Origin of the sequence: Pseudomonas sp. GV047, from assembly GCF_003058245.1 — a bacterium.
GTDB lineage: Bacteria > Pseudomonadota > Gammaproteobacteria > Pseudomonadales > Pseudomonadaceae > Aquipseudomonas > Aquipseudomonas marginalis.
Window position 1 is genome coordinate 287,811 of sequence record NZ_QCWA01000007.1, and the last position, 26,182, is coordinate 313,992.

The following is a 26,182-nucleotide window of genomic DNA, read 5'->3' on the forward strand; positions in this document are numbered from 1 at the left end:
TGTCCTCGTTTCCTATCAACACATGACCTGTTGTGCAGGTCTCGAAGGTATTCCCGCCCCACCGCCAAGGGGCTTATCCAGAGGACACTGGAATGACACAGGCAATTGCTTCGCCCGCGGTTCACGACCTGATCGGTATCGGTTTCGGCCCTTCGAACCTGGCGCTGGCCATCGCCCTGCAGGAGCGCGAAAAGGCCCAGGGCAAACTTGACGTACTGTTTCTCGACAAACAGGCCGACTACCGCTGGCACGGCAATACCCTGGTGACCCAGAGCGAATTGCAGATTTCGTTCCTCAAGGACCTGGTGACCCTGCGCAACCCCACCAGCCCGTACTCCTTCGTCAATTACCTGAAAACCCACGGCCGGCTGGTGGACTTCATCAACCTGGGCACCTTCTACCCGTGCCGCATGGAGTTCAACGACTACCTGCGCTGGGTCGCGGGGCAGTTCCAGGCCCAGGCCCGCTACGGCGAGGAAGTACTGGCCATCGAGCCGATCCTGCACCAGCAACAGGTCGAGGCATTGCGCGTGATCTCCCGCGACGCCCTGGGCGAGCAGCATGTGCGCACCACCCGTTCGGTGGTGGTCAGCGCCGGCGGCACGCCGCGCATTCCCGAAACTTTCAAGGCCCTCAAGGGCGACAGCCGGGTGTTCCACCATTCCCAGTACCTGGAGCGCATGGCCACCCAGCCTTGCGTGGACGGCAAGGCGATGCGCATCGCAATCATCGGTGGTGGCCAGAGCGCGGCCGAAGCCTTTATCGACCTGAACGACAGCTTCCCATCGGTACAGGTCGACATGATCCTGCGCGGTTCGGCACTCAAGCCTGCCGATGACAGCCCGTTCGTCAACGAAGTGTTCTCGCCGGCCTTCACCGACCTGGTGTTCCAGCAAGTCGGTGCCGAGCGCGAGCGCCTGGTCGCCGAGTACCAGAACACCAACTATTCGGTGGTCGACCTCGACCTGATCGAGCGCATCTACGGGATTTTCTACCGCCAGAAAGTCTCCGGCATCGCCCGCCAGGCCTTCCGCACCATGACCGTGGTCGAGAAGGCCACCCCCGGCCCCCTGGGCATCGAACTGGCCCTGCGCAACAACGCCAGCGGCGAAACCAGCGTCAACCATTACGACGCGGTGATCCTCGCCACCGGCTACGAGCGCGAGACCCACCGCGCATTGCTGGCGCCGCTGGAGGAGTATCTGGGTGATTTTGAAGTGGCGCGCGACTACCGCATCGTCACCGACGAGCGCTGCAAGGCCGGCATCTACATCCAGGGCTTCAGCCAGGCCAGCCATGGCTTGAGCGATACGTTGCTGTCGGTACTGCCGATTCGCGCGGATGAGATTGCGGCGTCGCTGTTTGAAAATGACCGTAGCCGTGGCAAGGGGCGTTCGGTGCAGGATCTGCTCCTAGCCACCGCCAGCTGACAGGCTGCACTTGTGACACGGGGGGCTGGCTGATACTGTACAAAAAACCAGTATCGGTAAGCCTCCATGCAGTTGATCGAAAAACTCAGCATCCTCGCCGACGCCGCCAAGTACGACGCCTCCTGCGCCAGCAGCGGCGCGCCCAAGCGCAGTTCGGAAGGCAAGGCAGGGCTGGGCTCCACCGATGGCATGGGCATCTGCCACAGCTACACGCCGGACGGTCGCTGCGTATCCTTGCTCAAGGTGTTGCTCACCAACTTCTGCCTCTACGACTGCCAATACTGCGTCAACCGCCGCTCCAGCGACGTGCCCCGTGCACGCTTCAGCCCGGAGGAGGTGGTCACCCTGACCCTGGATTTCTACAAGCGCAACTGCGTCAGCGGGCTGTTCCTCAGCTCCGGCATCATTCGTTCGGCCGACTACACCATGGAGCAATTGGTGCGGGTGGCCAAACTGCTGCGCGAAGAGCATGACTTTCGCGGTTACATCCACCTCAAGACCATCCCCGAGGCCGACCCGGCGCTGATTGCCGAGGCCGGGCGCTACGCCGATCGCCTCAGCGTGAATATCGAACTGCCCACCGATGCCAGCCTGCAAACCCTGGCGCCGGAAAAGCAGATCGTCTCGATCAAGCAGGCCATGCAGACCATCTACACCGGCGAGCAGACGGTCCTGAACGAACCCCGTGCACCGCGTTTCGCCCCGGCCGGGCAGAGTACCCAGATGATCGTCGGCGCCGACGAGACCGACGACAGCACCATCCTCCACAGTGCCGAGGCGCTGTATGGCAACTTCAAGCTGCGCCGCGTGTATTACTCGGCCTTCAGCCCCATCCCCAACAGCCCGAAAAGCGTGCCCCTGGCCGCGCCGCCGTTGATGCGCGAGCATCGCTTGTACCAGGCGGATTTCCTGCTGCGCAGCTACGGCTTCAGTGCCAACGAATTGTTCGAAGGCCCCGGCCACCTGGCCCTGGACATCGACCCCAAGCTGGCCTGGGCCCTGGAGCACCGCGAGGTATTCCCCCTGGACCTGAATCGTGCCGAGCCGACCTTGATCGCCCGCATCCCGGGCATCGGCCTGCGCACCACCCAGCGCCTGGTGGACCTGCGCCGCGAACGCAAGATCCGCTTTGAAGACCTGGCCCGCATGCGCTGTGTACTGGCCAAGGCCAAGCCATTCTTCATCACCAGTGACTACCACCCGCAACAGGCGGACAGCACCAGCGTGCTGCTGCGCGAACAACTGCGTGACCGCCCGCAGCCGCAGCAGATGGGGCTGTGGGGATGATCAGCCTGGAATGCGACAACCTCTTCAGCACCTGGCGCGAACAGGCGCGCTGGCTGCTCAGCCATCAGGTCGACCCCAGCCAGGTCAGCTGGGGCGAGGTGCAGGCGGCGGACCTGTTTGCCACCGATGAGCCGATCCCCGCGGGCTTGGGGCCGTTCCAGGCGCGTATTCCCAAGGCGCTGCTGGAGCTGTTGGCGTCAGCCGCCTGTTACCAAGGCGACCAGCGTTGGAGCCTGTTGTACGAAGTGCTCTGGCGCGTCAGCCATGGCGACCGCACCGCGATGCTGGCAGGGGATAAACTCGGCACTGAATTGCAGCGACGCATCAAGCAGGTGAGTCGTGAGGCCCATCACCTGCATGCGTTTGTGCGCTTTATCGCCCTGCCGGCAGAAGCAGGGCCCGAGTTGCCGGAGTACGTGGCCTGGCATGAACCGGCCCATGACATCCTCAAATCGGCCAGCCAGCATTTTGTCGGGCGCATGGGGCGCCAGCGCTGGATGATAGCCACGCCGTTGGACGGGGTTTATTACGATGGCGAACAGCTGATTCATCAACGCCAATGCCCCGAGGCCTGGCAGCAGCTGGCGCAGAACGTCGAGGATCCCCACAGTGCGATGTGGCTGACGTACTACAGCCACATTTTCAACCCGGCGCGATTGAACCCCAAGGTGATGGAGGGGCACTTGCCGAGTCGGTTCTGGAAGAATCTGCCGGAGGGCAGGTTGATCCCGGGGTTGATCAGCGAGGCGCGTACGGGGAAGCAGAAGGATGGGCAGGCGAAGCTGGTGGGGGCGCGCCAAGGTAAGAAAATCTTAAGCGGGCATGGTTAAAAATGTGGGAGGGGCGGTGCGACGATTCGACTTGCTCCCGATAGCGGTGGGTCAGTGAAAGATGAGCTGACTGACACACTGCTATCGGGAGCAAGCCCCCTCCCACATTCGACCTCATTGGCTTGGCGAGTGGGGCTCAGGCCAGTTCGATGGCGGTATTTTTCACCACCGCCAACTCCGGATGCGCCACCAACTTATCGATGTGCAGCTCATCATTGTTCAGCCAGATTTCCGATACCACCCGGTAGTGCTCCATGTCCCGGCAACGCATGCGCAGGCTGTAGTCGAACGGCCCGCTGATCAGCTGGCATTCGAACACCTGGGGGCAGGCCTTCATACAGGCTTCGAAGGCCTTTTGCGCCGAGCGCCCGCTCTGGTTGGACAAGGCCACCAGCACCAGCAGCGACAGCCCGGGCGAGACCATCTGCACATCGATGATCGCGCCGTACCCGCGAATCACCCCGCGTCGCTCCAGCTTGCGCACCCGCTCCAGGCAGGGCCTGGGGGTGAGGTGCACCAGTGACGAGAGCTTTTCATAGGTGATACGCCCCTGGTGGCGCAGCACTTCGATGATCGCCTCATCGATGCGATCCAGCGCAGGGGAGGTATGGGGTCCGTTGGCCTTGGTATCCATGGGTTTCACTTCAAACGGTTGGAAAGAAATTGCTGCAAGCGCTCGCTGTTGGGGTGGTCGAGGATCTCGGCGCCGCCTTGTTCCTCGACTCGGCCTTGATGCAGGAACAGCACTTGGCTGGACACCTGGCGGGCAAAGCCCATTTCGTGGGTGACCATCAGCATGGTACGACCTTCCTCAGCTAACGTCTGTATGACTTTGAGGACTTCTCCTACAAGTTCGGGGTCGAGGGCGGAGGTGGGTTCATCGAACAGAATGATTTCCGGCTCCATCGCCAGGGCCCGCGCGATGGCCACGCGCTGTTGCTGGCCACCGGACAGGAACGCCGGGTACTGATCGGCCACGCGGCCCGGCAGGCCGACCTTGTCGAGGTACATGCGCGCGCGTTTTTCGGCTTCGGCGGCACTTACCCCCAACACCCGGCGTGGGGCCATGGTGATGTTTTCCAGCACGGTCATGTGGCTCCACAGGTTGAAGTGCTGGAACACCATGGCCAGGCGCGTGCGCAGGTTCTGCAATTGTTCCTGGTGTGGCGCGCGGGCGCCGGCGCGGCCCTGGCGCATTTCGATGCTGATGCCGTCCAGGGTGATGACACCGGCGTCCGGCTGTTCGAGAAAGTTGATGCAGCGCAACAGGGTGCTTTTGCCCGAGCCGCTGGCGCCGATCAGGCTGATCACGTCGCCGTGGCGTGCGTTGAGGGACACACCCTTGAGCACTTCGTGTTCGCCGTAGCGTTTATGGATGCCCTCGACCTGCAGCTTGACGGCAGCAGTTGCCGCCTGGGTAACGGGTACATCGACAGGATAAGTGGCCAGGGCCTGCGCGGACTGATTCATGGGTTAGCCTCGGGTAGGAACAAGAAAACGCATCCAGCGACGTTCGGCCAGTCGGAACAGGCCCACCAGTGCAAAGGACAGCAGCATGTAGAGCAGGGCGGCGATGCCGAAGGCCTGGAACGTCAGGAACGTCTCGGCATTGGCATCGCGCGCCACCTTTAGGATGTCGGCGACGGTGGCGGTAAACGCCAGCGACGTGGCGTGCAGCATCAGGATCATTTCATTGCTGTAGGCCGGCAGTGCCCGGCGCAGTGCGGCAGGCACCACCACAAACAGGTTGAGGCGCCAGCCGTGCAGGCCATAGGCGCGGGCCGCTTCGAGTTCGCCGTGGGGAATGTTGCGGATCGCCCCGGCGAAGATTTCCACGGTGTAGGCGCAGGTGTTGAGCACAAAGGCCAGCAGGGTGCAGTTGAGGGCATTGCGGAAAAACTGGTTGAGCAGGGCGTTGTCCTGCACCACCTCCAGGCTGTACAGCCCGGTGTAGCAAATCAGCAATTGGATATACAGCGGCGTGCCGCGAAACAGATAGGTGTAGACCTCCACCGGCCAGCGCAGCCAGAAGTGCGCCGACACGCGCGCCAGCGCCAGCGGGATCGAGAGGAAAAACCCCAGCACCACCGAGATAATGAACAGCCACAAGGTCATGGCAACGCCGGACAACCCGGTGCCATCGCTGAACAGGTAGGCCACGCCGTATTGCTGGAACAGTTCGATCATCGCGCCATCCCCTTGATGCCGAGGTTATAGCGCCGTTCGAGGCGCTTGAAGATGCGGTTGGAGAGGGTGGTGATCACCAGGTACACCAGGCCTGCGAGGATCAGGAAGTACAACGGCTCGTTGGTGGTCTTGCCGGCGTTCTGCGCGGCCTTGACCAGGTCCGACAGGCCGATGATCGACACCAGCGCCGTGGACTTGAGCAGCACCAGCCAGTTATTGCCCAGGCCCGGCAGGGCAAAGCGCATCAACTGCGGGAACAGCACCAGGTGAAAACGCTGCCAGCGGCTCAGGCCGTAGGCGGTGGCGGCTTCGAGTTGGCCGACCGGCACACTGAGGATCGCACCGCGAAAGTTCTCGGTGAAATACGCGCCGTAGATAAACCCCAGGGTGATGACCCCCGCGGTAAACGGGTCGATTTCAAAGTAGTCCCAGCCGAACACTTCGCTCAGGTCGTTGAGCCACAGTTGCAGGCTGTAGAAAATCAGCAGGATCAGCACCAGGTCCGGCACGCTGCGGATCAGCGTGGTGTACAGCGTGGCCGGCACCCGCAGCCATTGGGCGCTGGACAGTTTGGCGCCGGCGGCGATCAGGCCCAGGGCGAGGCTCAGGGCCAGCGCCAGGAGCGCCAGCTTGACCGTCATCCAGGCACCCTGGGCGAGCATCGGGCCGTAGCCTTGCAGGTTGAGGAGTTCGTTCATGGGGAGATCTCTAAAGGGCGCAGACATACCCCTGTGGGAGGGGGCTTGCTCCCGATGAGGGCGTGCCAGTCGACACCTGTATTGACTGACCCATCGCTATCGGGAGCAAGCCCCTTCCCACAAGGGATTGTGTTGGCTTATTCGTTGTAGATGTCTTGATCGCCGAAGTATTTCTTCTGGATCTGTGCGTAGGTGCCATCGGCCTGGACGGCGGCGATGCCTTTGTTGATCAGCGCACGCAAGTCCTGGTCGTTCTTGCGCAGGCCCATGGCGATGTCCAGGGGCAGGGTCGGGTCCTTGAAGGCCGGGCCGGTCTTGAAGTCGGCGCCTTCAGGCTTGGACAGGAAGTTGAGCTGGGCTTCGAGCTTGTCGGTCAGGGTGGCGTCGAGACGGCCGTTCTGCAGGTCGGCGTAGTTCTGTTCCTGGGACTGGTACGCCTTGATCTGCGCGCCCAGCCTGGCCAGGTGCGCGCGGGCATAGGCTTCCTGCAACGAACCTTGCAGCACGCCGACCTGTTTGCCTTTCAACGATTCCGGGGTGTCGCCGAAGTCGGCGTTTTTGCGCGTGATCACCGACGTGGGGCTGAGGAACAGGCGGTCGGTGAAGTCGATGACTTTCTCGCGCGCCGGGGTCACGGCCATGGACGACATGATCGCGTCGAACTTGCGCGCGCGCAGGGCCGGGATCATGCCGTCGAATTCGTTGTGCACCCAGGTGCATTTGACCTCGAGCTTGGCGCAGATGGCGTTGCCCAATTCGATATCGAAGCCTTGCAGGCTACCGTCGGCGGCCACGGATTCAAACGGGGGGTACTCGGGGAATACGCCGAAGCGGATTTCTTTCCAATCCTGGGCGTGGGCGGCGCTGGCGCACAGTGGCAACAGCAACGCAGCGAAGAGTGATCGCAGTGGAGTCATGTGTCAGTCCCTATATTTTGTAATTGATGTCAGGGCAGTAGAAAGGGTGCAGCGTGCATGCATTCGGTGACTCTTTGGTCGGGCTCAGAATGCTTCATGATGGTGCGTTTTTTGTGTCGTTTACCCGGTGCTCAAAGCGCAAATTGCGCTGTTAAAACACGCAATGCAGCGGAATCGGCTGTGGCACCCGCTGAATCGGCTTTTCAGCCCTGGAAATCCGACCTGCCCATGGCGCAAAGGGGCAGGCCAGAGCGGTCTCAGGCGCGCTTTTTATGCTGTGCTCGAGGCTGTTGGGCCAGGCGCGCGAACAAGTCCTTGGGGTCGGCCAGGTCCGGCACCAGTTCCAGTTCGCTGCCGACATCCAGGGCCTTGGCCACGTCCAGCACATAGCGCAGGGCCGAGTAGTCTTCGATTGCAAAGCCCACCGAGTCGAACAGGGTGATCTGGCGCTCATGCTCGCGGCCGGCGACCTGGCCGTTGATGACCTGCCACAACTCGGTCACCGGCGAGTCTTCCGGCATGTGCTGGATTTCACCTTCGATGCGGCTTTGCGGTTCGTACTCGACGATCACACGGGCGCGCTCGACGATGCGGCGGTCCAGCTCGGTCTTGCCTGGGCAGTCGCCGCCCACGGCGTTGAGGTGCATGCCGGGCTCGATCATGTCGTCGGTGAGGATGGTCGCGTAGGCCTTGTCGGCGGTGACGGTGGTGACGATGTCCGCGCCCTTGACCGCTTCGGCCACGCTGCCGGCCAGGATCACCTTGATTGCCGGGAACGCCTTGAGGTTGGCTGCCAGCTTGGCGGTGGCCCTGGCGTCGATGTCGAACAGGCGGATCTCGTTGATGCCGAGCATGGCGTGGAAGGCCAGGGCCTGGAATTCGCTCTGGGAGCCGTTGCCGATCAACGCCATGCTGCGGCTGTTGGCGCGGGCCAGGTAGCGGGCCACCAGGGCCGACGTGGCGGCGGTACGAATGGCAGTGGTCAGGGTCATTTCCGCCAGCAGCACCGGTTTGCCGGTGTCGACGTCACCGAGGGCACCAAAGGCCATTACGGTGAGCATGCCGGCCAAGGTGTTCTTCGGGTGGCCGTTGACGTACTTGAAGGCGTACAGCGAGGCGTCGGACACCGGCATCAACTCGATCACGCCATCCGGCGAGTGGTTGGCCAGGCGTGCGCATTTTTCAAAATCCTGCCAGCGCAGGTAGTCGGCGCGGATGTACTCGGCCATCTCGGTGATGCAGGTGTGCAGGCCTTTTTGCGAAACCAGATAGCTGAGGTCGTTGACGTCGATATAGCGGGTCATGGCAAGACTCCTTATTGAAATGAGGGACGGGCGGGCAGGTGCACTTCTGCCAGCATGCAGCGGGCACTGCCGCCGCCGATGCGTTCGATATTGTCGATGTTCACCACCACCGGCCGGGTGTGGCGCTCCACATGCCGGCGCTGGGCCGGTTGCAGCGCGCCCCAGGCACTGGCAGACATCACCAGCAGCGGCTGGCCGTCGCGGTCGTGGACTTCGAGCATGTTGCCGGCGAAGGCTTCGAGCTGGTCGAAGTCGAGGCCGAGGATGTCTTTGCCGGTGTCGCGCAGCGAGCGTTCCAGGGCCTGGCGTTCGTCGGCGTCGGGCAACGCTTGCAGGCACACCACCGAAAGGTCGCGGCCGACGCTCATCATCACGTTGCTGTGGTAGATCGGTGCGTGGTGGCGGTCGACGGCGTGGAAGACGCAGAGCCGGTAGTCGAGGCGTTCGGCAAACTGGCGCAACGCGTCGTGGTGGGTGCGCCCGGAGTGGCAGGCGTAGCTGATGCGGTGCTGGCGGTCGAGGACCATGCTGCCGGTGCCTTCGAGGAAAATGTTCTGTTGTTCGAGGTGGCTGAGGTCGATGGTGTCCTTGATCGCAAAGCGCTGCTCCAGCACTTGCAGCACGCCTTTGTTGCGCTCCAGTCGTCGGTTCTGGCCTTCCATCGGGTACAGCACCAGGCTGCCGTCGGCGTGGCTGCTCCACCAGTTGTTGGGGAAGATCGAGTCGGGTGTGTGGGGCGCCGGAGTGTCTTGCACCACCAGCACTTCCACGCCGTGCCGGCGCAGGGTGTCGACATAGCCGTCGAACTCTTCCAGCGCTTTCTGCTGTGCACTGCGCGGGTCGAGGGGCGGGCGTTGGAAACGGTTGTTGATCGCGGTATCCGGGTTGAAGGCAAAGCGCGCCGGGCGAATCATCAGGACGGTGTTGGTGGTTTGCATGGGGGCACGAATCCATGGGGTTGAGCAGTGGGGCTATTTTGTTCGCTGTGGCAGGGGAATCCCGGCTGAAACCCAGGGGCGGCTCAGCCGGGAAAGCTGAAAAGGGGGGTGAGGCAGCCGAATCGGCTGTTGGAGCTGGAGCGCGGTCAAAATGTGGGAGGGGGGCTTGCCCCCGATTGCGGTATATCAGTCACTCCATCCATCAATTGGCACACCGCCATCGGGAGCAAGCCCCCTCCCACATTGGTACAGTGGCGACAATAACGCCGTCAGCCAGGAGGAATCATGTCTACCGTCGTACGTCTTGCCCAATCCGAGGATACCGAAGGGATCAGCCAGGTCATCCTGGCGGCCTTGCACAGCAGCAATGCGCGGGACTATCCAGCGGATGTGATTGCCCGGGTGGCCAGCAACTTCACCCCGGACGCGGTGCTCGACCTGCTCAAGCGCCGTGTGGTGCTGGTGGCGGTCCAGGACGGGGTGATCGTCGCCACGGCGGCCCTGGATGCCAATGTGGTGCGTTCGGTGTTCGTCAACCCTACGCTGCAAGGGCAGGGCATTGGCCGGTTGCTGATGATTGAAATCGAACTGCGCGCGCGGGAAGCGGGGGTGACGACGCTGAGTGTGCCGTCTTCGCTGACCGCCGAGCCGTTCTACACCAGGCTGGGTTTTCACACGGTACGCGACGTCTACCACGGCAATGAGCGCACGTTGGTGATGGAAAAGGCGCTGTTGTCGCGCCATCCCATCGGTCCGTATCGCGACCGCCAGCACCGCGGGCAAGTGGTGGCGTTATGGCAGGAGGCGTTTGGGTATGACACGGCGCATAACCTGCCGACCCTGGCGATCGATAAGAAACTGGCGGTCAATGACGGGCTGTTTTTTGTGGCGACGGACAAAAAGACTGTCATCGGGACGGTGCTTGCCGGCTACGACGGTCATCGCGGCTGGTTGTACTCGGTGGCCGTGCACCCTGGCTATCGGCGTCATGGCCTCGGTTCCTCGCTGGTGCGGCATGCGGAACAGGCCCTGACGGCCCTGGGCTGCATGAAGATCAACCTGCAGATCACCGGTGGCAATGAGGCGGTGGTGGGGTTCTATGAGGCGCTGGGGTATGGGGTGGAGCCGAGGATCAGCATGGGCAAGAAGATTGCCGAGAATATCCCGGCTCAATCCTGAGGACACTGGAGAGCAAATGTGGGAGGGGGCTTGCCCCCGATGTCGGTGTATCAGTCAACAGATTCATTGACTGACCCACTGCCATCGGGGGCAAGCCCCCTCCCACATGGGATATGCGTTGAGCCTGTTAGACCTTAACGATCCAACCCGCTGGCGCTTCGACGTCGCCGGTCTGCACGCCGGTCAGCTCTTTGTAGAGCTTCTGGGTGATCGGGCCGACTTCGGTCTCGCTGTGGAACACATGCAACTGGCCGTTGTACTGGATACCGCCGATCGGCGAGATCACTGCCGCAGTCCCGCAGGCACCGGCTTCCTTGAACTGATCCAGCTTGTCGATGAATACCTCGCCTTCGACCACTTCCAGGCCCAGGCGGGTCTGGGCCAGTTCGATCAGCGACAGGCGGGTGATGCCTGGCAGCACCGAAGGTGATTTCGGTGTGATGAACTTGTTGTCGTGGGTGATCCCGAAGAAGTTGGCCGAGCCGACTTCTTCGATTTTCGAGTGGGTCATCGGGTCCAGGTAGATCGCGTCGGCGAAACCGGATTTCTTCGCTTCCGAGCCCGGCATCAGGCTGGCGGCGTAGTTGCCACCGACCTTGGCCGCGCCGGTGCCCTGTGGCGCGGCGCGGTCGAAGGTGGAGATCTGGAAGTTGTGCGGCACCAGGCCGCCCTTGAAGTAGGCGCCGACCGGGATGCAGAACACCGAGAAGATGAACTCCGGTGCGGTGCGCACGCCGATGTTGTCACCGGTGCCGATCACGAACGGGCGCAGGTACAGCGCGCCGCCGCTGCCGTACGGCGGGATGAACCGCTCGTTGGCCTTGACCACTTGCTTGCACGCGTCGATGAACGCGTCGGTCGGGACGTGGGGCATCAGCAGGCGGGCGCAGCTGCGCTGCATGCGCGCGGCGTTCTGGTCCGGGCGGAACAGGTTGATCGAGCCGTCCTTGCAGCGGTAGGCCTTGAGGCCTTCGAAGCACTGCTGGCCGTAGTGCAGGGCGGTAGAGCCCTCGCTGATGTGCAGCACGTTGTCGTCGGTCAGGGTGCCGGTTTGCCATTCGCCGTTTTTCCAGACCTGGAGAAACCGCTTGTCGGTCTTGATGTAGTCAAAACCCAGCTTGTCCCAATTGATGCTTTCGTTACCCATGACACCCTCTATCTTTGGTCAAGTCGGTTTTTTTCTGAATGGGCGCAACAATACTTCATTCCCGGGCCCGTTCGCATCCCCTGTAGCGCCCTCGCCACAAACGCTATAGGTGCAAGGCGTGGCCCAGGGCCCGCAGCGCAGCTTCCTGCACCGCCTCGCCAAGCGTCGGATGGGCGTGGATGCTGCCGGCCACGTCTTCCAGGCGTGCGCCCATTTCCAGGCTCAGGCCGAAGGCGGTGGACAGCTCGGACACGCCGGCGCCGACCGCCTGCCAGCCCACAATCAGGTGATTGTCCCGTCGCGCCACCACCCGCACGAAGCCGGTTTTCGACTCCAGGGTCATTGCACGGCCGTTGGCGGCGAACGGGAAACTCGACACGATGCAGTCCAGGCCGGCGGCCTTGGCGTCGTCGGGCGTCTTGCCGACCACCACCAGTTCCGGGTCGGTAAAGCACACCGCCGGGATCGCCGCCGGGTTGAATTCGCGGGATTGACCGCTGATCAGTTCGGCGACCATTTCGCCCTGGGCCATGGCGCGGTGCGCCAGCATCGGCTCGCCGCTAAGGTCGCCGATGGCATACACGTTGCGCATGCTGGTCTGGCAGCGGCTGTCGATCTTGATCGCCGCGCCGTTCATCTCCAGGTTCAGCGCCTCAAGGTTCCAACCCTGGGTGTTGGGTTTGCGACCAACGGCAACCAGCACCTGATCGGCTGTCAGCGACAGGATGTCGCCATTCGGGTCGCGTACTTGCAGGCTGCCATCGGCAAAACCCGTGACGCTGTGCTTGAGGTACAGCTTCACGCCCAATTGCTTGAGGGATTCGTGCACCGGTTGCGTCAGCTCGGCGTCGTAGGCCGGCAGGATACGATCCTGAGCTTCGACCACACTCACGTCGGCGCCGAGCTTGCGATACGCAATCCCCAGCTCCAGGCCGATGTAGCCGCCGCCCACCACAATCAGGCGCTTGGGCACGCGGGTCGGCGCCAGGGCTTCGGTGGACGAGATGATCGGCCCGCCGATCGGCAGCATCGGCAGGTTGACGCTTGTCGAACCGGTGGCCAGCAGCAGGTGTTCGCACTGGATGCGCTGGTCGCCGACGTCGACGGTCTTGCCGTCTACTACTTTGGCCCAGCCATGGATCACCTGCACTTTGTGCTTTTTAAGCAGTGCGGCGACACCCGTGGTCAGGCGGTCGACGATGCCGTCTTTCCATTCCACGCTTTTGCGGATGTCCAGGGTCGGCACATCCACCTCGATTCCCAACCGGGAACCCTGGCTGTGATGCACGGTTTGCTGGAATTGCTCGGCCACGTGAATCAAGGCCTTGGACGGAATGCAGCCGATATTCAGGCAGGTGCCGCCCAACGCCTGGCCTTCCACCAGGATGGTCGGGATGCCCAGCTGGCCGGCACGAATGGCGGCCACATAACCGCCAGGGCCGCCGCCGATAATCAGCAGCGTGGTATGCAATGTCTGGGTCATGCCCTTACTCCAGGAACAGGCTGGCGGGTTGTTCGAGCAGGCCGCGAATGGCCTGGATGAATTGCGCCGCGTCCATGCCATCGACCACGCGGTGATCGAAGGAGCTGGAGAGGTTCATCATCTTGCGGATCACGATCTGGCCCTTGATCACCATCGGCCGCTCGACGATACGGTTGACGCCGACGATGGCCACCTCCGGCAGGTTCAGCACCGGGGTGCTGACGATGCCGCCCAGGGCGCCCAGGCTGGTCAGTGTAATGCTCGAACCGGACAGCTCATCGCGGCTGGCCTTGCCATTGCGTGCAGCAGTGGCCAAACGCGTGATTTCCTCGGCGTTGCCCCACAGGCTGCGCGCTTCGGCGTGACGCACCACCGGCACCATCAGGCCCACGTCGCTCTGGGTGGCGACGCCCACATGCACCGCGCCGAGGCGGGTGATGACCTGGGCTTCGTCGTCGTAGCGCGCGTTGATCTGCGGGAATTCCCGCAGCGCCACGACCATGGCGCGCACGATAAACGGCAGCAACGTCAGCTTGCCGCGCGTGGCGCCGTGCTTGTCGTTGAGGTGCACGCGCAGCTCGTCGAGGGCGGTGACGTCGATCTCTTCCACATAGCTGAAATGCGCGGCACGCCGGGTGGCGTCCTGCATGCGCTGGGCGATCTTGCGGCGCATGCCGATCACCGGGATCTGTTCTTCGTCGTTGCGTTCGGCGTAAGGGTTGGCGGCCATCGAAGCTTTTGACGCCCCTTGTTGCAGGTAGGCGTCGAGGTCTTCGTGCAGGATCCGCCCGGCCGGGCCGGAGCCCTGGACCAGGCGCAGTTGGATACCGGCATCCAGCGCGTGCTTGCGCACGGCGGGGGAGGCCAGAGGGCGTTCGTCGGCATCGCGGGCCACGGGGGCCTGTGCGGCTGCCACTGGTGCGGGCTTGCTTTCGACCACCGTTGCCGGCTTGGCCTCGACAACGGCAGCCGCTTTCACCGGCTCCGCGGCTACCGGCACCTCCTTGGCATTGCCCGCGCCTTCGACTTCAATGCTGATCAGGATACTGCCCACCGCCATCACTTCACCCGGCTCGCCGCCGAGGGCAATCACCTTGCCATGGACCGGCGAGGGAATGTCCACCATCGCCTTGTCGGTCATCACATCCGCCAGCACCTGGTCTTCGACGACCATGTCGCCGACCTTCACATGCCACTGCGACAATTCAACTTCCGCGATGCCTTCGCCAATGTCCGGCATCTTGATAACGTGCGTGCCCATTCAGACCTCCATGACCCGTTTCAACGCCGCGCCCACTCGGGACGGGCCTGGGAAATACGCCCACTCCTGCGCGTGCGGGTAGGGGGTGTCCCAACCGGTGACGCGTTCGATCGGCGCTTCCAGGTGGTGGAAGCAATGCTCCTGCACCAGCGCCACCAACTCGGCACCAAAGCCGCAGGTACGGGTGGCTTCGTGCACCACCACGCAACGGCCGGTCTTCTTCACGGATTTGACGATGGTGTCCAGGTCCAGCGGCCACAGGCTGCGCAGGTCGATGACTTCGGCGTCGATGCCGGTTTCTTCGGCGGCGACCTGCGACACATACACCGTGGTGCCGTAGGTCAGCACAGTGACGGCCGAGCCCGGACGCACGATGGCGGCCACGTCCAGCGGCACCGTGTAGTAACCGTCCGGCACCTGGGCTTGCGGGTGTTTCGACCACGGCGTTACGGGGCGGTCGTGGTGACCGTCGAACGGGCCGTTGTACAGGCGCTTGGGCTCGAGGAAGATCACTGGGTCATCGTTTTCGATGGAGGCAATCAGCAGGCCCTTGGCGTCATAGGGGTTGGACGGCATCACCGTACGCAGGCCGCAGACCTGGGTGAACACCGCTTCGATGCTCTGGCTGTGGGTCTGGCCGCCGTAGATGCCGCCGCCGCAGGGCATGCGCATGGTCAAGGGCGCGGTGAACTGGCCGGCCGAGCGATAACGCAGGCGCGCCGCTTCGGAGATGATCTGGTCGGTGGCGGGGTAGACGTAGTCGGCGAACTGGATCTCGGCCACCGGGCGCAGGCCATAGGCACCCATGCCAACCGCCACGCCGACGATGCCGCTTTCCGATATCGGTGCGTCGAACACCCGCGAGCTGCCGTACTTGGTCTGCAAGCCTTCGGTGCAGCGGAACACGCCGCCGAAATAGCCGACGTCCTGGCCGAACACCACCACGTTGTCATCACGTTCAAGCATCACATCCATGGCCGAGCGCAGGGCCTGGATCATGGTCATGGTGGTGGTGGTCATGGCGGTTTCCAATTCGATGCTGTTGTTGTGATCGTTCATGTCAGATCCCCAACTCTTGACGCTGGCGCTTCAAGTGCTCCGGCATCTCTTTATAGACGTCTTCGAACATGGTCGCGGCGCTTGGGATCTGGCCACCGGCCAGGGTGCCGTACTGTTCGGCCTGTTTCTGCGCGGCGATCACCTCGGCTTCCAGCTCGGCACTGACCGCCGCGTGCTCCTCTTCGGACCACTGGCCAATCCTGATCAGGTGCTGCTTGAGGCGGGCAATCGGGTCGCCCAGCGGGAAGTGGCTCCAGTCGTCGGCGGGGCGGTATTTGGACGGATCGTCCGAGGTGGAGTGCGGGCCGGCGCGGTAGGTGACCCATTCGATCAGGGTTGGGCCGAGGTTACGGCGCGCGCGCTCGGCGGCCCAGGCGGAGGCGGCGTATACCGCGATAAAGTCGTTGCCGTCCACGCGCAGGGAGGCGATGCCGCAGCCGACGCCGCGTCCGGCGAAGGTGGTGGCTTCACCACCGGCGATGGCCTGGAAGGTGGAGATGGCCCACTGGTTGTTGACCACGTTGAGAATCACCGGGGCGCGGTACACGTGGGCAAAGGTGAGGGCGGTGTGGAAGTCGGATTCGGCGGTGGCGCCGTCACCTATCCAGGCCGAGGCGATCTTGGTATCGCCCTTGATCGCCGAGGCCATGCCCCAGCCCACACCCTGTACGAATTGGGTGGCGAGGTTGCCGGAAATGGTGAAGAAGCCTGCATCCTTGACCGAGTACATGATCGGCAACTGGCGGCCCTTGAGCGGGTCGCGCTCGTTGGACAGCAACTGGCAGATCAGGTCCACCAGCGGCACGTCGCGGGCCATCAGGATGCTTTGCTGGCGGTAGGTGGGGAAGCACATGTCGTCGATGTTCAAGGCCAGGGCCTGGGCGCTGCCGATGGCTTCTTCGCCAAGGCTCTGCATGTAGAACGACATTTTTTTCTGACGCTGGGCGACCACCATGCGGTTGTCGAAGATCCGCGTCTTGAGCATGGCGCGCATGCCTTTGCGCAGGATCTCCACGGGAACCCCTTCGGCCCACGGGCCCAGGGCCTGGCCCTGGTCGTCGAGCACGCGGATCAGGCCCTTGGCCAGGTCGGCGGTGTCGGCGGGTTCTACGTCGATGGCGGGTTTGCGCACCAGGCCGGCGTCGGTCAGGCGCAGGTAGGTAAAGTCGGTCTTGCAGCCTGGGCGGCCCGAGGGTTCGGGAACGTGCAGGCGCAGTGGGGCATACGGCTGATTCATGGCTTTCTACGCTCGATCTTGTGAATTTCTTGTAGTGGGCGCGCTAGCTGACAGTCAGTCTCCGGGTAAGAGAAATCTTGTCCTACAACAATCATAGGCGTGGCGTAGAAGAATATTTATCTGTGTTTCATTGCGCCCGCGATCATTTGCGGATAAAAAACCTGCATAAACATAATAAACAGGTGATTTTTTCTCATGCGCAAACTGGACCGTACCGATATCGGCATTCTCAACGCGCTGCAGGAGAATGCGCGGATTACCAACGCCGACCTGGCCCGCTCGGTCAACCTGTCGCCCACACCGTGTTTCAACCGGGTCAAGGCGATGGAGGAACTGGGCCTGATTCGCGAGCAGGTCACGCTGCTCGACGCCGATCTGCTGGGGCTGCACGTCAACGTGTTTATCCATGTGAGCCTGGAAAAGCAGAACGAGCTGGCGTTGCAGCAGTTCGAAGGCGCGATTTCCGACCGGCCCGAGGTGATGGAGTGCTACTTGATGGCCGGCGACCCGGACTATTTGATCCGGGTGTTGGTGCCGACGATCCAGTCGCTGGAGCGTTTCATGATGGACTTCCTGACCAAGGTGCCGGGTGTCGCCAACATCCGCTCGAGCTTTGCCCTCAAGCAAGTGCGCTACAAGACGGCGCTGCCATTGCCGCCGGGTGGGTTAATGGTTTGATTTCAATAGGGGCTGCACCGCTGATCCTGATAGTTAGCCAAGTAATAATCAGGGCGGGCTTTTTATTTTCAGTTAATGAAAAATTGCATCAGCGGTCACGTATTTTTCACACGTATTTCAACACATTGGCCCCATCAGGCCGTGAAGTTCGCGGCCCAGGAAAGGGGTAAGCCGCGATGTCCATGAGAGCCTTGAAGTTGAACTTCCGTACCACACTGTGTTTTGGTCTGGTGTGCCTTTTGCTGCTGATACAAGGGGCAATGACCCTGATAAAAGTCGATAAGGTCTATTCGTCGACGGTTGAAATCGAAACTAACTGGCTCCCCAGTATTCGGTTGGCGGGTGAAATAGATTCGGCGTTTTATAAACTTCGTCTCGATCTGCGTCGTTATGCCATGGATATCAGCCGCCAGGATCCGGCCTCCCTGGAAAAACTCAAGGCGACCCGTACCGAAGCCCTCGATATTGCCGAACGCTATGGGCCGTTAGTCTCAGGCCCCGAAGAGCAAGCCAAGTACAACGAAGCATTAGCCAGCATCAAGAACTACAGCCAGAAGATGGATGAGTTCCTCGCACAAGCCTCCACCTTGTCCGCTGAACAGATGTCGACCTACCTGCGCGAAGTCAACGGGCCGATTGCCCTGGATGTGCAGCGTTCCATCAGCGAGTTGATCGCGTTGAATGAACGGGGCTCCAAGGCGGCGGTGCAGGTGGCTTCCAGCGAATATGACGCGGCGCGTCTGTTCACCTGGATATTGATGGCCGCCTCCTTGCTGATCACCGTCGTGGTAGCAAGCCTGTTTACCCGCAGCATCATTACTCCGGTGCGTGAATTGCTGGTATCGACCGGCAAGATTGCCGACGGCGATCTGCGCGTGGCGATTGCCATCAATGGCAATGACGAGTTGACCGCGTTGCAACGGTCCACCGCGTCCATGCAAATGAACCTGAAAAGTACCTTGCAGCACATCTCCGAGGCGTCCGGGCAATTGGCTTCGGCGGCGGAGGAGATGAGCGCCATCACCCGCGAGTCCAGCGCCGGTATTGAACGCCAAAGCATGGAAACCGATCAGGCCGCCACGGCGGTTAACCAAATGACGGCAGCAGTTGAAGAAGTGGCGCGCAATGCGGTGTCGGCGTCCCAGTCCACCCAGGACTCCCAACGCTCGGCCAAAGTGGGCCAGGAGCGTGTGACGCAAACCATCGCCTCCATCGAGAAACTCAGCGCCACGGTGCAGCAGACCGGCGTCGAAGTCGAAGGGCTGGCCAGGCAGGCCCAGGATATTGCCCGGGTGGTTGAAGTGATCCGCTCGATTGCCGAGCAAACCAACCTGCTGGCCTTGAACGCCGCCATTGAAGCCGCCAGGGCAGGGGAGCAGGGCCGGGGCTTTGCGGTGGTGGCCGACGAGGTGCGGGCCCTGGCCCACAGAACGCAGACATCGACCCAGGAAATCGAGCAGATGATCGCGAAAATCCAGACGTGCTCCAGCGAAGCAGTGTCTTCCATGGCCCTCAACCGCAACGAAGCGGTGGACTCCTTGAAGATTGCCCATGAAGCGGGCCTGGCAATTACTCAGATCACCGAAGCCATTACCGATATCAATGACCGCAACCTGTTGATCGCCACGGCCTCCGAGGAACAGGCCCACGTGGCCCGTTCGGTGGACCAGAACCTGATCAGCATCCGTGATCTTTCCATCCAGAGTTCTTCGGCGGCCGGCCAGACCTCGATCGCCAGCCAGGAACTGTCGAGGCTGGCGGTGGACCTCAAGCAGATCGTGTCGAAATTTGCCGTAGCCTGATCACACCTGCGCAGCACCCCCGGAGCATGGAACGGCATGGACGCCAGGCAGGACGGTTTTAGAGCTGGTTCAACGGAATCTTCAAGTACACCACCCCGTTCTCCTCCGCCGGCGGCATATTCCCCGCTCGCACATTCACCTGGATCGCCGGCAACAACAGCGTGGGCATCCCCAGCCCGGCATCGCGTCGGGTGCGCATCGCCACGAACGCCGCTTCATCCACTCCGTCATGCACATGGATATTGCCCGCGCGCTGCTCCGCCACGGTGGTCAGGCATTTGGCCTCGCGGCCTTCGGGCGGGTAGTCATGGCACACGTACAGCTGGGTGTCGGGGGCAAAGGCCAAGAGCTTGCGCATCGATGCATACAGCTGGCGCGCATCGCCGCCGGGGAAGTCGCAGCGGGCGGTGCCGACATCGGGCATGAACAGGGTGTCGCCCACCAGGATCAAGCGGTCGTCGATCAGGTAGGCCATGTCCGCCGGGGTATGCCCGGGCACGTGCAGGGCCTGGGCCTTGATGGTGCCGATGTGGAAGATTTCATCCGGCGCGAACAGGTGGTCGAACTGCGAGCCATCGACGCGAAATTCCGGCTCCAGGTTGAACAGGTGCTTGAACACGTCCTGCACCTTGCTGATCGCCTGGCCGATGGCAATCTTGCCGCCCAGGGTGCGGCGCAGGTACGGCGCGGCCGACAGGTGGTCGGCGTGGGCGTGGGTTTCCAGCAGCCATTGCACCTGCAAGTCGTGCTCACGCACAAAGGCGATGACCTTGTCGGCCTGGGCGGTGTCGGTGCGCCCGGAGGCCGGGTCGTAGTTGAGCACCGAATCGACGATGGCGCAGGGGCCGCCGTCTGCTTCATAGACGACATAGGTGTAGGTCGACGACGCCTCGTCCAGAAAGGAATTAATCAACGCTGACATGATGGCTGCCCCTGATGTTGAAAAAAGTGATTACAATCACTTTACATTTACACATAATGTTTTGAGCTTAAGTGACGCAAAGGACCCGAGGCAAATGGAATCTACTCTGAGTGAAGGCGAAGTCGCCCAGTTGCGCGCGTCGGCATCCAAGGCCTGTGCCTTGCTCAAGGCCCTGGCCAATGAGGATCGCCTGTTGATCCTGTGCCAACTGACCCAGGGCGAACGCAACGTCGGCGAGCTGGAAACCATGACCGGCGTACGCCAGCCCACGCTGTCACAGCAGTTGGGCATCCTGCGTGACGAAGGGCTGGTCGCCACCCGTCGCGAAGGCAAGTACATCTTCTACGGGCTGGCCAGCCACGAAGTGATCCAAGTGATGAAGACACTGTCCGGCCTTTACTGCGGCGCGGTGATAAAAAGCTGGGCGTGATGCCATACGGCAGCGACCCTTGTGTGCATTGACGATAAAAGGCAATAGACCATGACCGACCAACACTGGGGGCCAACCATCAGTGGCGATATCGTCGTCATCGGCGGCGGTTCGGCAGGCATCGGCCTGCTGGCCAGCCTGCTCAAGCGCGACCCCGACCTCAACATCACCCTTATCGAACCCTGCGACCAGCACTGCTACCAGCCGGCCTGGACCCTGGTCGGCGGCGGCGCCTACGACCTGGAAAAGACCCGACGCCCCCTGGCCGACGTGCTGCCCAATGGCGTCACCTGGGTGCAGGCTGCCGTTACCGAGTTGTTGCCGGATGAGCGCGCCCTGGTGCTCGACAGCGGCCAGCGGGTGACCTGGAACCACCTGATCGTCTGCCCAGGCCTGCGCCTGGCCTGGGAGAAAGTCGAGGGCCTGGAAGACACGTTGGGCCGCAACGGCGTCACGTCCAACTACAGCTATGAGCACGCGGCGTATACCTGGCAGCTGGTGCAGCAGTTGAAGCGCGGCAAGGCGATCTTTACCCAGCCGGCCATGCCGATCAAATGTGCGGGTGCACCGCAAAAGGCCATGTACCTGTCCTGCGATCACTGGCTCAGGCACGGTGACCTCAAGCACATCGACGTCGAATTCAACCTGGCCGGCGCGGCACTGTTCGGCGTGGCGACTTTTGTGCCACCGCTGATGAAGTACGTGGAGAAGTACAACGCGCGCCTGGCGTTCAACGCCAACCTGGTCAAGGTCGACGGCCCGGCGCGCAAGGCCTGGTTCGAGGTGAAGGACGCCGAGGGCACTATCACCCTCGAGGAAAAATCCTTCGACCTGCTGCACGTGGTGCCGCCGCAAGTTGCCCCGGACTTTATCCGCCAAAGCCCGCTGGCCGACGCTGCCGGCTGGTGCGAGGTGAACCCCCACAGCCTGCAACACCAGCGCTACCCGCAGATCTTCGGCCTGGGCGATGTGTGCGGCACCAGCAATGCCAAGACCGCCGCCGCCGTGCGCAAGCAAATCGTGGTGGTCGCCGAAAACCTGCTGGCCCTGCGCAAACAGGCGCCGCTGCCGCTCAAGTACGACGGCTACGGTTCGTGCCCGCTGACGGTGGAGAAGGGCAAGGTGGTGCTGGCCGAGTTCGGCTACGGCGGCAAGCTGCTGCCGACCTTTCCCCTCGACCCGACCCGGGCGCGCCGTTCGATGTGGTTCCTCAAGGCCACCTGGCTGCCGTGGTTCTACTGGAACGGCATGCTCAAGGGCCGCGAGTGGCTGACCCGTCTGAGCAAGGTGGACTGAATGCTGCTGGCGAGTGTTTTAGGCGTGTTGATGGGCCTGGTCATGGGCCTGACCGGCGCGGGCGGCGGCATCCTCGGGGTGCCGGCGCTGGTGCTGGGGCTGGGCTTGACCATGACCCAGGCCGCACCGGTGTCGTTGCTGGCCGTGGGCGCGGCCGCGGCCGTCGGGGCGGTTGACGGCTTGCGCCACGGCCTGGTGCGTTACCGCGCCGCGCTGTTGATCGCCTTGCTCGGCGCGCTGTTTTCGCCGCTGGGGGTGTTTCTCGCCCACCAGTTGCCGGAGCCGGCGCTGATGGGCCTGTTCAGTGCCTTGATGGTGCTGGTGGCCTGGCGCATGTTGCAGCGCGAAAAGCTCGAGGCCGGGCCGAGTGACCATGGCGCGGCGTCCTGGGGCCAGAAGAACTGCATGCTCAACCAGCAGACCGGGCGCCTGGCCTGGACCGCCAAATGCAGCGCCACCCTGGCCGCACTGGGCGCGGTGACGGGGGCAGTCTCGGGGTTGCTCGGGGTGGGCGGCGGCTTTCTGATCGTACCGGCGTTCAAGCAACTCACCGACGTGCAGATGCGCGGCATCGTCGCCACGTCGCTGATGGTGATCAGCCTGATTTCGCTGATCGGCGTGGCTGGCGCGTTCCATGCCGGTGTGCGCATCGAACCCGTGGGCTGGGTGTTTATCGCGGCGAGCATCGTCGGCATGCTGATCGGCCGGCGCCTGTGTTCGGTGATCCCCGCCCGCACCTTGCAGGTGGGGTTTGCCAGCCTGTGTGTAGTGGTTGCAGCTGGAATGCTTGTGAACGCTTTGCTGTGAATTTGAAATGCCGTCCAACAGTTGAATCTCCCTTGTTTTTGAGCGATTCATCCCATCGCATCCCCCCACCCAGTACCCAAGTAGCATAGGTCCCGTCCCCCGCCCTTCGTACACTCATGCTTCAGAGGAGGAGGCAACGATGCACAACAGTGAAGGCGTAGTCAGTGCCATGTCCCAGGCCACCGATGCCGGGCAGGCCGCCGAGGAGTTGGCGCGGCAACTGTTGCATCCGTACCTGGGCTTCGTGCTGTTTTTCTGCTCGGCGTCCTACGACCTGCAGGCCCTGGGCCGCGCCCTGCAGGAGTGTTTCGGCAACGTGCGCGTGGTGGGCTGCACCAGCGCCGGCGAGATAACGCCCCAGGGCTATGGCCGCAATTGCATTACGGCGATGGGCTTCAACCACGCGCACTTTTCCATCGCCACGGAGCTGATCGACCAGGTGGAACACTTCAGCCTGATCGACGCCCAGCAGATGGTCGAACGTCTGGTCGGCGGTTGCCGCAGCAATACCCTGGCACCGATCAAGGGCAACACCTTCGCCCTGACCCTGCTCGATGGCCTGTCCAGCCGCGAAGAAGTGGTGCTCGCCGCCCTCAGCGCGGCGCTCGGCGACATTCCGCATTTCGGCGGTTCGGCCGGCGACGACAACTTCCTCACCCACACCCATGTGTACTTCAACGGCGCCTTCCACAGCGGCGCGGCGGTGGTGGTGCTGGTCAATACCTGGCTGGACTTCGAGGTGTTCACCACCCACCACATCCTGCCGCGCAGTGAAAAGCTGGTGGTGACCGGCGCCGACAGCCCGTCACGCCGGGTCTTCGAGCTCAACGCCGAACCCGCCGCCGAAGAGTACGCGCGGCATATCGGCGTGGCCGTGGCCGACCTCGACCACCGCGTCTTCGCCGCGCACCCGTTGGCGGTGCGCATCCACGACCAGTACTACGTGCGCGCGATCCAGCAAGTGCACGACGACCTGAGCCTGAGTTTCTACTGCGCGGTGGAAAACGGCATCGTCCTTACCGTGATGAAGCCTGGGCCGATCCTGCCAAACCTGCAAACCCTGTTCGACGGCCTGCAGGCGCGCCTTGGCGACCTGCTGTTGACCATCGGCTGCGACTGCTTCCTGCGCCGCCTGGAGTTGGAAGACAGTGACAATCTGGAACAGATCGGCGGCTTCCTGCGCGACCAGCGGGTGATGGGTTTCAACACCTACGGAGAACAGTTCAATGGCATGCATATCAACCAGACCTTCACCGGGGTCGCCATTGCCCGAGGCCGGCGCTGAACTGCTCGCCCAGGTTGCCCAGCTGCAGCAGGACAACCACAAGCTGGCGCGGATCAACGCGGCGCTGATCGAGCGCATCGAGTCCGGCATGGCCCAGGGCAATAACCCGTACACCACCTTCCAGCATTCGGTGGTGCTGGCCGAGCAAGTGCGCGAACGCACCGACGCGCTGAACCAGGCGATGGCCGAACTCAAGGCCAGCAACCACTTGCTGATCAACGCCCGGCTGCGCGCCGAAACCCTGCGCGGCGAACAGGCGGCGGCGCAAAAGGCCCAGGAAAGCGAACGCTGGATTCGCCTGATCACCGATAACGTCCCGGCCCTGATCGGCTACCTGAATGCCGACCTGGTCTATGAGTTCACCAACAAAGTCTATGAAGAATGGTATTGCTGGCCGCGCGGCATGATGCTCGGCCAGAGCCTGCGCGAAGTCCACAGCGAACAGCATTGCCAGCGCCTGGACGCCTACGTCGCCCGCGCCCTGGCCGGGGAGAGCGTGACCTTCGAGTTCGCCGAGACCAATATCAATAACCAGGAGCGCTACATGCTGCGCTCCTATGTGCCGAATATGCTGGCCAGCGGCGAAGTGGTGGGGATCTTCGTGCTGATCCGCGACATCACCGAACGCCGCCGCACCGCCGAAGCCCTGCACCAGGCCTATCAGCACCTGGAGCAGCGCGTGGCCCAGCGCACCTCGGAGCTCACCGCGCTTAACGACCAGTTGTTGCAGGAGATCGACGAGCGCCGGCGCATGGAGGCGCGCCTGCGCGAAGCCAAGCTCGAGGCCGAGCAGGCCAACCTGTCGAAAACCAAATTCCTCGCCGCTGTCAGCCATGACCTGCTGCAACCTTTGAATGCGGCGCGCCTGTTCACCAGCGCACTGCTGGAGCGGCCCAGCGAAACCCTGGTGCGCAACGTGAGCAATTCCCTGGAAGACGTGGAAAACCTGCTGGGCACCCTGGTGGATATTTCCAAGCTGGATGCCGGGGTGATCAAGGCCGACATCGCGCCGTTTGCCCTGAGTGAACTGCTGGATAACCTGGCCGCCGAGTACACCGAATTGGCCCGCAGCGAGGGCCTGGAATTGCATTTTGTCGGTTGTTCGGCGCTGGTGCGCAGCGATATTCAGTTGCTGGCGCGGATTCTGCGCAACCTGCTGAGCAATGCGCTTCGCTACACCTACAAGGGGCGGGTGGTACTGGGCTGTCGCCGCCAGCATCAGCGTTTGTCGATCCAAGTGTGGGACAGCGGCATGGGCATCGCCGAGGAGCGGTTGGAGGAGATTTTCCAGGAATTCAAGCGCGGCGATGTGCAGCGGCCCGACCAGGACCGTGGGCTGGGCCTGGGGCTGGCGATCGTGGAAAAGATCGCCGGGATCCTGGGGCATCGCATCAGCGTCAAATCCTGGCCGGGCAAGGGCTCGATGTTCTCGGTGGAGGTGCCGTTGAGCGCCACGGCGCCCAAGTCTCTGCCGATCCTGGCCATGAGCGAACCGATGCTCGAACGCCTGCAAGGCGCGCGGGTGTGGGTGCTGGATAACGACGCGGCGATCTGCGCGGGCATGCGCACCTTGCTCGAAGGGTGGGGCTGCCAGGTGATCACCGCGTTGTCCGAGCAGGACCTGGCACGCCAGGTGGACAACTACCATGCCGAAGCCGACTTGCTGATCGCCGACTACCACCTCGACGACGACCAGAACGGCGTCGACGCCGTCGCCCGCATCAATGGACGCCGCGGCCGCGCGATACCGGCGCTGATGATCACCGCCAACTACAGCAATGAACTCAAGCTGCAAATTCGCGAGTTGGGGCACACGCTGATGCACAAGCCGGTGCGGCCGATGAAACTCAAGACCGCCATGAGCCACCTGCTCGGAAAATGAACGGCGAAATACCCACAAGTGGAGATCAAAATGTGGGAGGGGGCTTGCTCCCGATAGCGGTGGGTCAGTCGACATCATAACTGACTGATGCACCGCCATCGGGGGCAAGCCCCCTCCCACCTT

At 62.7% G+C, this 26,182-nt stretch carries 24 protein-coding genes; 11 read left to right on the forward strand and 13 right to left on the reverse strand.

What is annotated here, in order from left to right:
* Positions 1-92 precede the first annotated feature (92 nt).
* The 3 genes from C8K58_RS20155 to C8K58_RS20165 all read left to right on the forward strand — a co-directional run bounded on the left by C8K58_RS20155 (position 93) and on the right by C8K58_RS20165 (position 3,547).
* A complete protein-coding gene (locus C8K58_RS20155) occupies positions 93-1,430 on the forward strand; it encodes a lysine N(6)-hydroxylase/L-ornithine N(5)-oxygenase family protein (RefSeq protein WP_108574189.1) in 1,338 nt (445 codons plus the stop codon).
* 66 nt (positions 1,431-1,496) lie between these two features.
* Positions 1,497-2,717 (forward strand): putative DNA modification/repair radical SAM protein, encoded by a 1,221-nt coding sequence (locus tag C8K58_RS20160; RefSeq protein ID WP_027606175.1) that lies wholly within the window; start codon positions 1,497-1,499, stop codon positions 2,715-2,717.
* On the forward strand, positions 2,714-3,547 hold the full coding sequence (locus C8K58_RS20165; protein ID WP_108574190.1) for a TIGR03915 family putative DNA repair protein: 834 nt from the start codon (positions 2,714-2,716) through the stop codon (positions 3,545-3,547). Before C8K58_RS20160 ends, C8K58_RS20165 begins: the two co-directional genes overlap by 4 nt.
* 136 nt (positions 3,548-3,683) lie before the next feature.
* On the opposite strand, the gene C8K58_RS20170 is transcribed toward C8K58_RS20165, so the two are convergent.
* The 7 genes from C8K58_RS20170 to ctlX form a co-directional block, all read right to left on the reverse strand.
* The gene (locus C8K58_RS20170) at positions 3,684-4,181 is read right to left on the reverse strand and encodes an Lrp/AsnC family transcriptional regulator (protein WP_053138651.1); all 498 of its coding nucleotides are present in this window, start codon (positions 4,179-4,181) and stop codon (positions 3,684-3,686) included.
* A 5-nt stretch (positions 4,182-4,186) separates the two neighbouring features.
* A complete protein-coding gene (locus tag C8K58_RS20175; protein ID WP_256592536.1) occupies positions 4,187-5,017 on the reverse strand; it encodes an ABC transporter ATP-binding protein in 831 nt (276 codons plus the stop codon).
* 3 nt (positions 5,018-5,020) lie between these two features.
* Positions 5,021-5,734 carry an ABC transporter permease gene (locus C8K58_RS20180; protein WP_027606179.1) on the reverse strand — a complete coding sequence of 238 codons (714 nt, stop codon included), beginning with the start codon at positions 5,732-5,734 and terminating at the stop codon, positions 5,021-5,023.
* Complete coding sequence (locus C8K58_RS20185; RefSeq protein ID WP_027606180.1) at positions 5,731-6,432, reverse strand: ABC transporter permease; 702 nt, start codon at positions 6,430-6,432, stop codon at positions 5,731-5,733. The genes C8K58_RS20180 and C8K58_RS20185 overlap by 4 nt, the downstream gene beginning before the upstream one ends.
* Before the next feature lie 137 nt (positions 6,433-6,569).
* A complete protein-coding gene (locus C8K58_RS20190) occupies positions 6,570-7,349 on the reverse strand; it encodes an ABC transporter substrate-binding protein (RefSeq protein ID WP_027606181.1) in 780 nt (259 codons plus the stop codon).
* Positions 7,350-7,606: 257 nt separating this feature from the next.
* Positions 7,607-8,653, reverse strand: coding sequence for an ornithine cyclodeaminase (locus C8K58_RS20195; RefSeq protein ID WP_108574191.1), 1,047 nt, complete (start codon positions 8,651-8,653; stop codon positions 7,607-7,609).
* An 11-nt stretch (positions 8,654-8,664) separates the two neighbouring features.
* Positions 8,665-9,591, reverse strand: a complete 927-nt coding sequence (ctlX, locus tag C8K58_RS20200; RefSeq protein ID WP_108574192.1) for a citrulline utilization hydrolase CtlX — start codon at positions 9,589-9,591, stop codon at positions 8,665-8,667.
* Positions 9,592-9,876: 285 nt separating this feature from the next.
* Here ctlX and C8K58_RS20205 point away from each other — a divergent pair, with 285 nt between their 5' ends.
* On the forward strand, positions 9,877-10,770 hold the full coding sequence (locus C8K58_RS20205) for a GNAT family acetyltransferase (protein ID WP_108574193.1): 894 nt from the start codon (positions 9,877-9,879) through the stop codon (positions 10,768-10,770).
* 127 nt (positions 10,771-10,897) lie between these two features.
* Here C8K58_RS20205 and C8K58_RS20210 read toward each other — a convergent pair whose 3' ends face one another.
* From C8K58_RS20210 to C8K58_RS20230, 5 genes are all read right to left on the reverse strand, one after another.
* On the reverse strand, positions 10,898-11,917 hold the full coding sequence (locus C8K58_RS20210) for a branched-chain amino acid aminotransferase (protein WP_027606184.1): 1,020 nt from the start codon (positions 11,915-11,917) through the stop codon (positions 10,898-10,900).
* Between the two features lie 103 nt (positions 11,918-12,020).
* On the reverse strand, positions 12,021-13,400 hold the full coding sequence (gene lpdA, locus C8K58_RS20215; RefSeq protein ID WP_108574194.1) for a dihydrolipoyl dehydrogenase: 1,380 nt from the start codon (positions 13,398-13,400) through the stop codon (positions 12,021-12,023).
* Positions 13,401-13,404: 4 nt separating this feature from the next.
* Positions 13,405-14,661 (reverse strand): dihydrolipoamide acetyltransferase family protein, encoded by a 1,257-nt coding sequence (locus tag C8K58_RS20220; protein ID WP_108574195.1) that lies wholly within the window; start codon positions 14,659-14,661, stop codon positions 13,405-13,407.
* Positions 14,662-15,720 (reverse strand): alpha-ketoacid dehydrogenase subunit beta, encoded by a 1,059-nt coding sequence (locus C8K58_RS20225; RefSeq protein ID WP_027606187.1) that lies wholly within the window; start codon positions 15,718-15,720, stop codon positions 14,662-14,664.
* Between the two features lies 1 nt (position 15,721).
* The gene (locus C8K58_RS20230) at positions 15,722-16,957 is read right to left on the reverse strand and encodes a 3-methyl-2-oxobutanoate dehydrogenase (2-methylpropanoyl-transferring) subunit alpha (protein ID WP_098479110.1); all 1,236 of its coding nucleotides are present in this window, start codon (positions 16,955-16,957) and stop codon (positions 15,722-15,724) included.
* 195 nt (positions 16,958-17,152) lie between these two features.
* Here C8K58_RS20230 and C8K58_RS20235 point away from each other — a divergent pair, with 195 nt between their 5' ends.
* The gene (locus C8K58_RS20235; RefSeq protein WP_027606189.1) at positions 17,153-17,635 is read left to right on the forward strand and encodes an Lrp/AsnC family transcriptional regulator; all 483 of its coding nucleotides are present in this window, start codon (positions 17,153-17,155) and stop codon (positions 17,633-17,635) included.
* Between the two features lie 182 nt (positions 17,636-17,817).
* Entirely contained in the window at positions 17,818-19,437 is a 1,620-nt protein-coding gene (locus C8K58_RS20240) for a methyl-accepting chemotaxis protein (RefSeq protein ID WP_371921656.1), read from the forward strand.
* Between the two features lie 58 nt (positions 19,438-19,495).
* Here C8K58_RS20240 and C8K58_RS20245 read toward each other — a convergent pair whose 3' ends face one another.
* Positions 19,496-20,359, reverse strand: coding sequence for an MBL fold metallo-hydrolase (locus C8K58_RS20245; protein WP_108574196.1), 864 nt, complete (start codon positions 20,357-20,359; stop codon positions 19,496-19,498).
* 94 nt (positions 20,360-20,453) lie between these two features.
* On the opposite strand from C8K58_RS20245, the gene C8K58_RS20250 reads away from it, so the two are divergent.
* The 5 genes from C8K58_RS20250 (at position 20,454) to C8K58_RS20270 (ending at position 26,059) form a co-directional block, all read left to right on the forward strand.
* Entirely contained in the window at positions 20,454-20,789 is a 336-nt protein-coding gene (locus tag C8K58_RS20250; RefSeq protein WP_017527038.1) for a helix-turn-helix transcriptional regulator, read from the forward strand.
* A 51-nt stretch (positions 20,790-20,840) separates the two neighbouring features.
* Positions 20,841-22,085, forward strand: a complete 1,245-nt coding sequence (locus tag C8K58_RS20255; protein WP_108574197.1) for an FAD/NAD(P)-binding oxidoreductase — start codon at positions 20,841-20,843, stop codon at positions 22,083-22,085.
* Complete coding sequence (locus C8K58_RS20260; RefSeq protein ID WP_108574198.1) at positions 22,086-22,892, forward strand: sulfite exporter TauE/SafE family protein; 807 nt, start codon at positions 22,086-22,088, stop codon at positions 22,890-22,892.
* 139 nt (positions 22,893-23,031) lie between these two features.
* Positions 23,032-24,177, forward strand: coding sequence for a nitric oxide-sensing protein NosP (gene nosP / locus C8K58_RS20265; RefSeq protein WP_027606194.1), 1,146 nt, complete (start codon positions 23,032-23,034; stop codon positions 24,175-24,177).
* Positions 24,119-26,059, forward strand: a complete 1,941-nt coding sequence (locus C8K58_RS20270) for a NahK/ErcS family hybrid sensor histidine kinase/response regulator (RefSeq protein WP_051429362.1) — start codon at positions 24,119-24,121, stop codon at positions 26,057-26,059. The genes nosP and C8K58_RS20270 overlap by 59 nt, the downstream gene beginning before the upstream one ends.
* The last annotated feature ends 123 nt before the right edge of the window (positions 26,060-26,182 follow it).

Coding starts and splice junctions, on each gene's coding strand:
- C8K58_RS20155 (WP_108574189.1), top strand. CDS start 93: ATGACACAGGCAATTGCTTCGCCCGCGGTTCACGACCTGATCGGTATC.
- C8K58_RS20160 (WP_027606175.1), top strand. CDS start 1,497: ATGCAGTTGATCGAAAAACTCAGCATCCTCGCCGACGCCGCCAAGTAC.
- C8K58_RS20165 (WP_108574190.1), top strand. CDS start 2,714: ATGATCAGCCTGGAATGCGACAACCTCTTCAGCACCTGGCGCGAACAG.
- C8K58_RS20170 (WP_053138651.1), bottom strand. CDS start 4,181: ATGGATACCAAGGCCAACGGACCCCATACCTCCCCTGCGCTGGATCGC.
- C8K58_RS20175 (WP_256592536.1), bottom strand. CDS start 5,017: ATGAATCAGTCCGCGCAGGCCCTGGCCACTTATCCTGTCGATGTACCC.
- C8K58_RS20180 (WP_027606179.1), bottom strand. CDS start 5,734: ATGATCGAACTGTTCCAGCAATACGGCGTGGCCTACCTGTTCAGCGAT.
- C8K58_RS20185 (WP_027606180.1), bottom strand. CDS start 6,432: ATGAACGAACTCCTCAACCTGCAAGGCTACGGCCCGATGCTCGCCCAG.
- C8K58_RS20190 (WP_027606181.1), bottom strand. CDS start 7,349: ATGACTCCACTGCGATCACTCTTCGCTGCGTTGCTGTTGCCACTGTGC.
- C8K58_RS20195 (WP_108574191.1), bottom strand. CDS start 8,653: ATGACCCGCTATATCGACGTCAACGACCTCAGCTATCTGGTTTCGCAA.
- ctlX (WP_108574192.1), bottom strand. CDS start 9,591: ATGCAAACCACCAACACCGTCCTGATGATTCGCCCGGCGCGCTTTGCC.
- C8K58_RS20205 (WP_108574193.1), top strand. CDS start 9,877: ATGTCTACCGTCGTACGTCTTGCCCAATCCGAGGATACCGAAGGGATC.
- C8K58_RS20210 (WP_027606184.1), bottom strand. CDS start 11,917: ATGGGTAACGAAAGCATCAATTGGGACAAGCTGGGTTTTGACTACATC.
- lpdA (WP_108574194.1), bottom strand. CDS start 13,400: ATGACCCAGACATTGCATACCACGCTGCTGATTATCGGCGGCGGCCCT.
- C8K58_RS20220 (WP_108574195.1), bottom strand. CDS start 14,661: ATGGGCACGCACGTTATCAAGATGCCGGACATTGGCGAAGGCATCGCG.
- C8K58_RS20225 (WP_027606187.1), bottom strand. CDS start 15,720: ATGAACGATCACAACAACAGCATCGAATTGGAAACCGCCATGACCACC.
- C8K58_RS20230 (WP_098479110.1), bottom strand. CDS start 16,957: ATGAATCAGCCGTATGCCCCACTGCGCCTGCACGTTCCCGAACCCTCG.
- C8K58_RS20235 (WP_027606189.1), top strand. CDS start 17,153: ATGCGCAAACTGGACCGTACCGATATCGGCATTCTCAACGCGCTGCAG.
- C8K58_RS20240 (WP_371921656.1), top strand. CDS start 17,818: ATGAGAGCCTTGAAGTTGAACTTCCGTACCACACTGTGTTTTGGTCTG.
- C8K58_RS20245 (WP_108574196.1), bottom strand. CDS start 20,359: ATGTCAGCGTTGATTAATTCCTTTCTGGACGAGGCGTCGTCGACCTAC.
- C8K58_RS20250 (WP_017527038.1), top strand. CDS start 20,454: ATGGAATCTACTCTGAGTGAAGGCGAAGTCGCCCAGTTGCGCGCGTCG.
- C8K58_RS20255 (WP_108574197.1), top strand. CDS start 20,841: ATGACCGACCAACACTGGGGGCCAACCATCAGTGGCGATATCGTCGTC.
- C8K58_RS20260 (WP_108574198.1), top strand. CDS start 22,086: ATGCTGCTGGCGAGTGTTTTAGGCGTGTTGATGGGCCTGGTCATGGGC.
- nosP (WP_027606194.1), top strand. CDS start 23,032: ATGCACAACAGTGAAGGCGTAGTCAGTGCCATGTCCCAGGCCACCGAT.
- C8K58_RS20270 (WP_051429362.1), top strand. CDS start 24,119: ATGGCATGCATATCAACCAGACCTTCACCGGGGTCGCCATTGCCCGAG.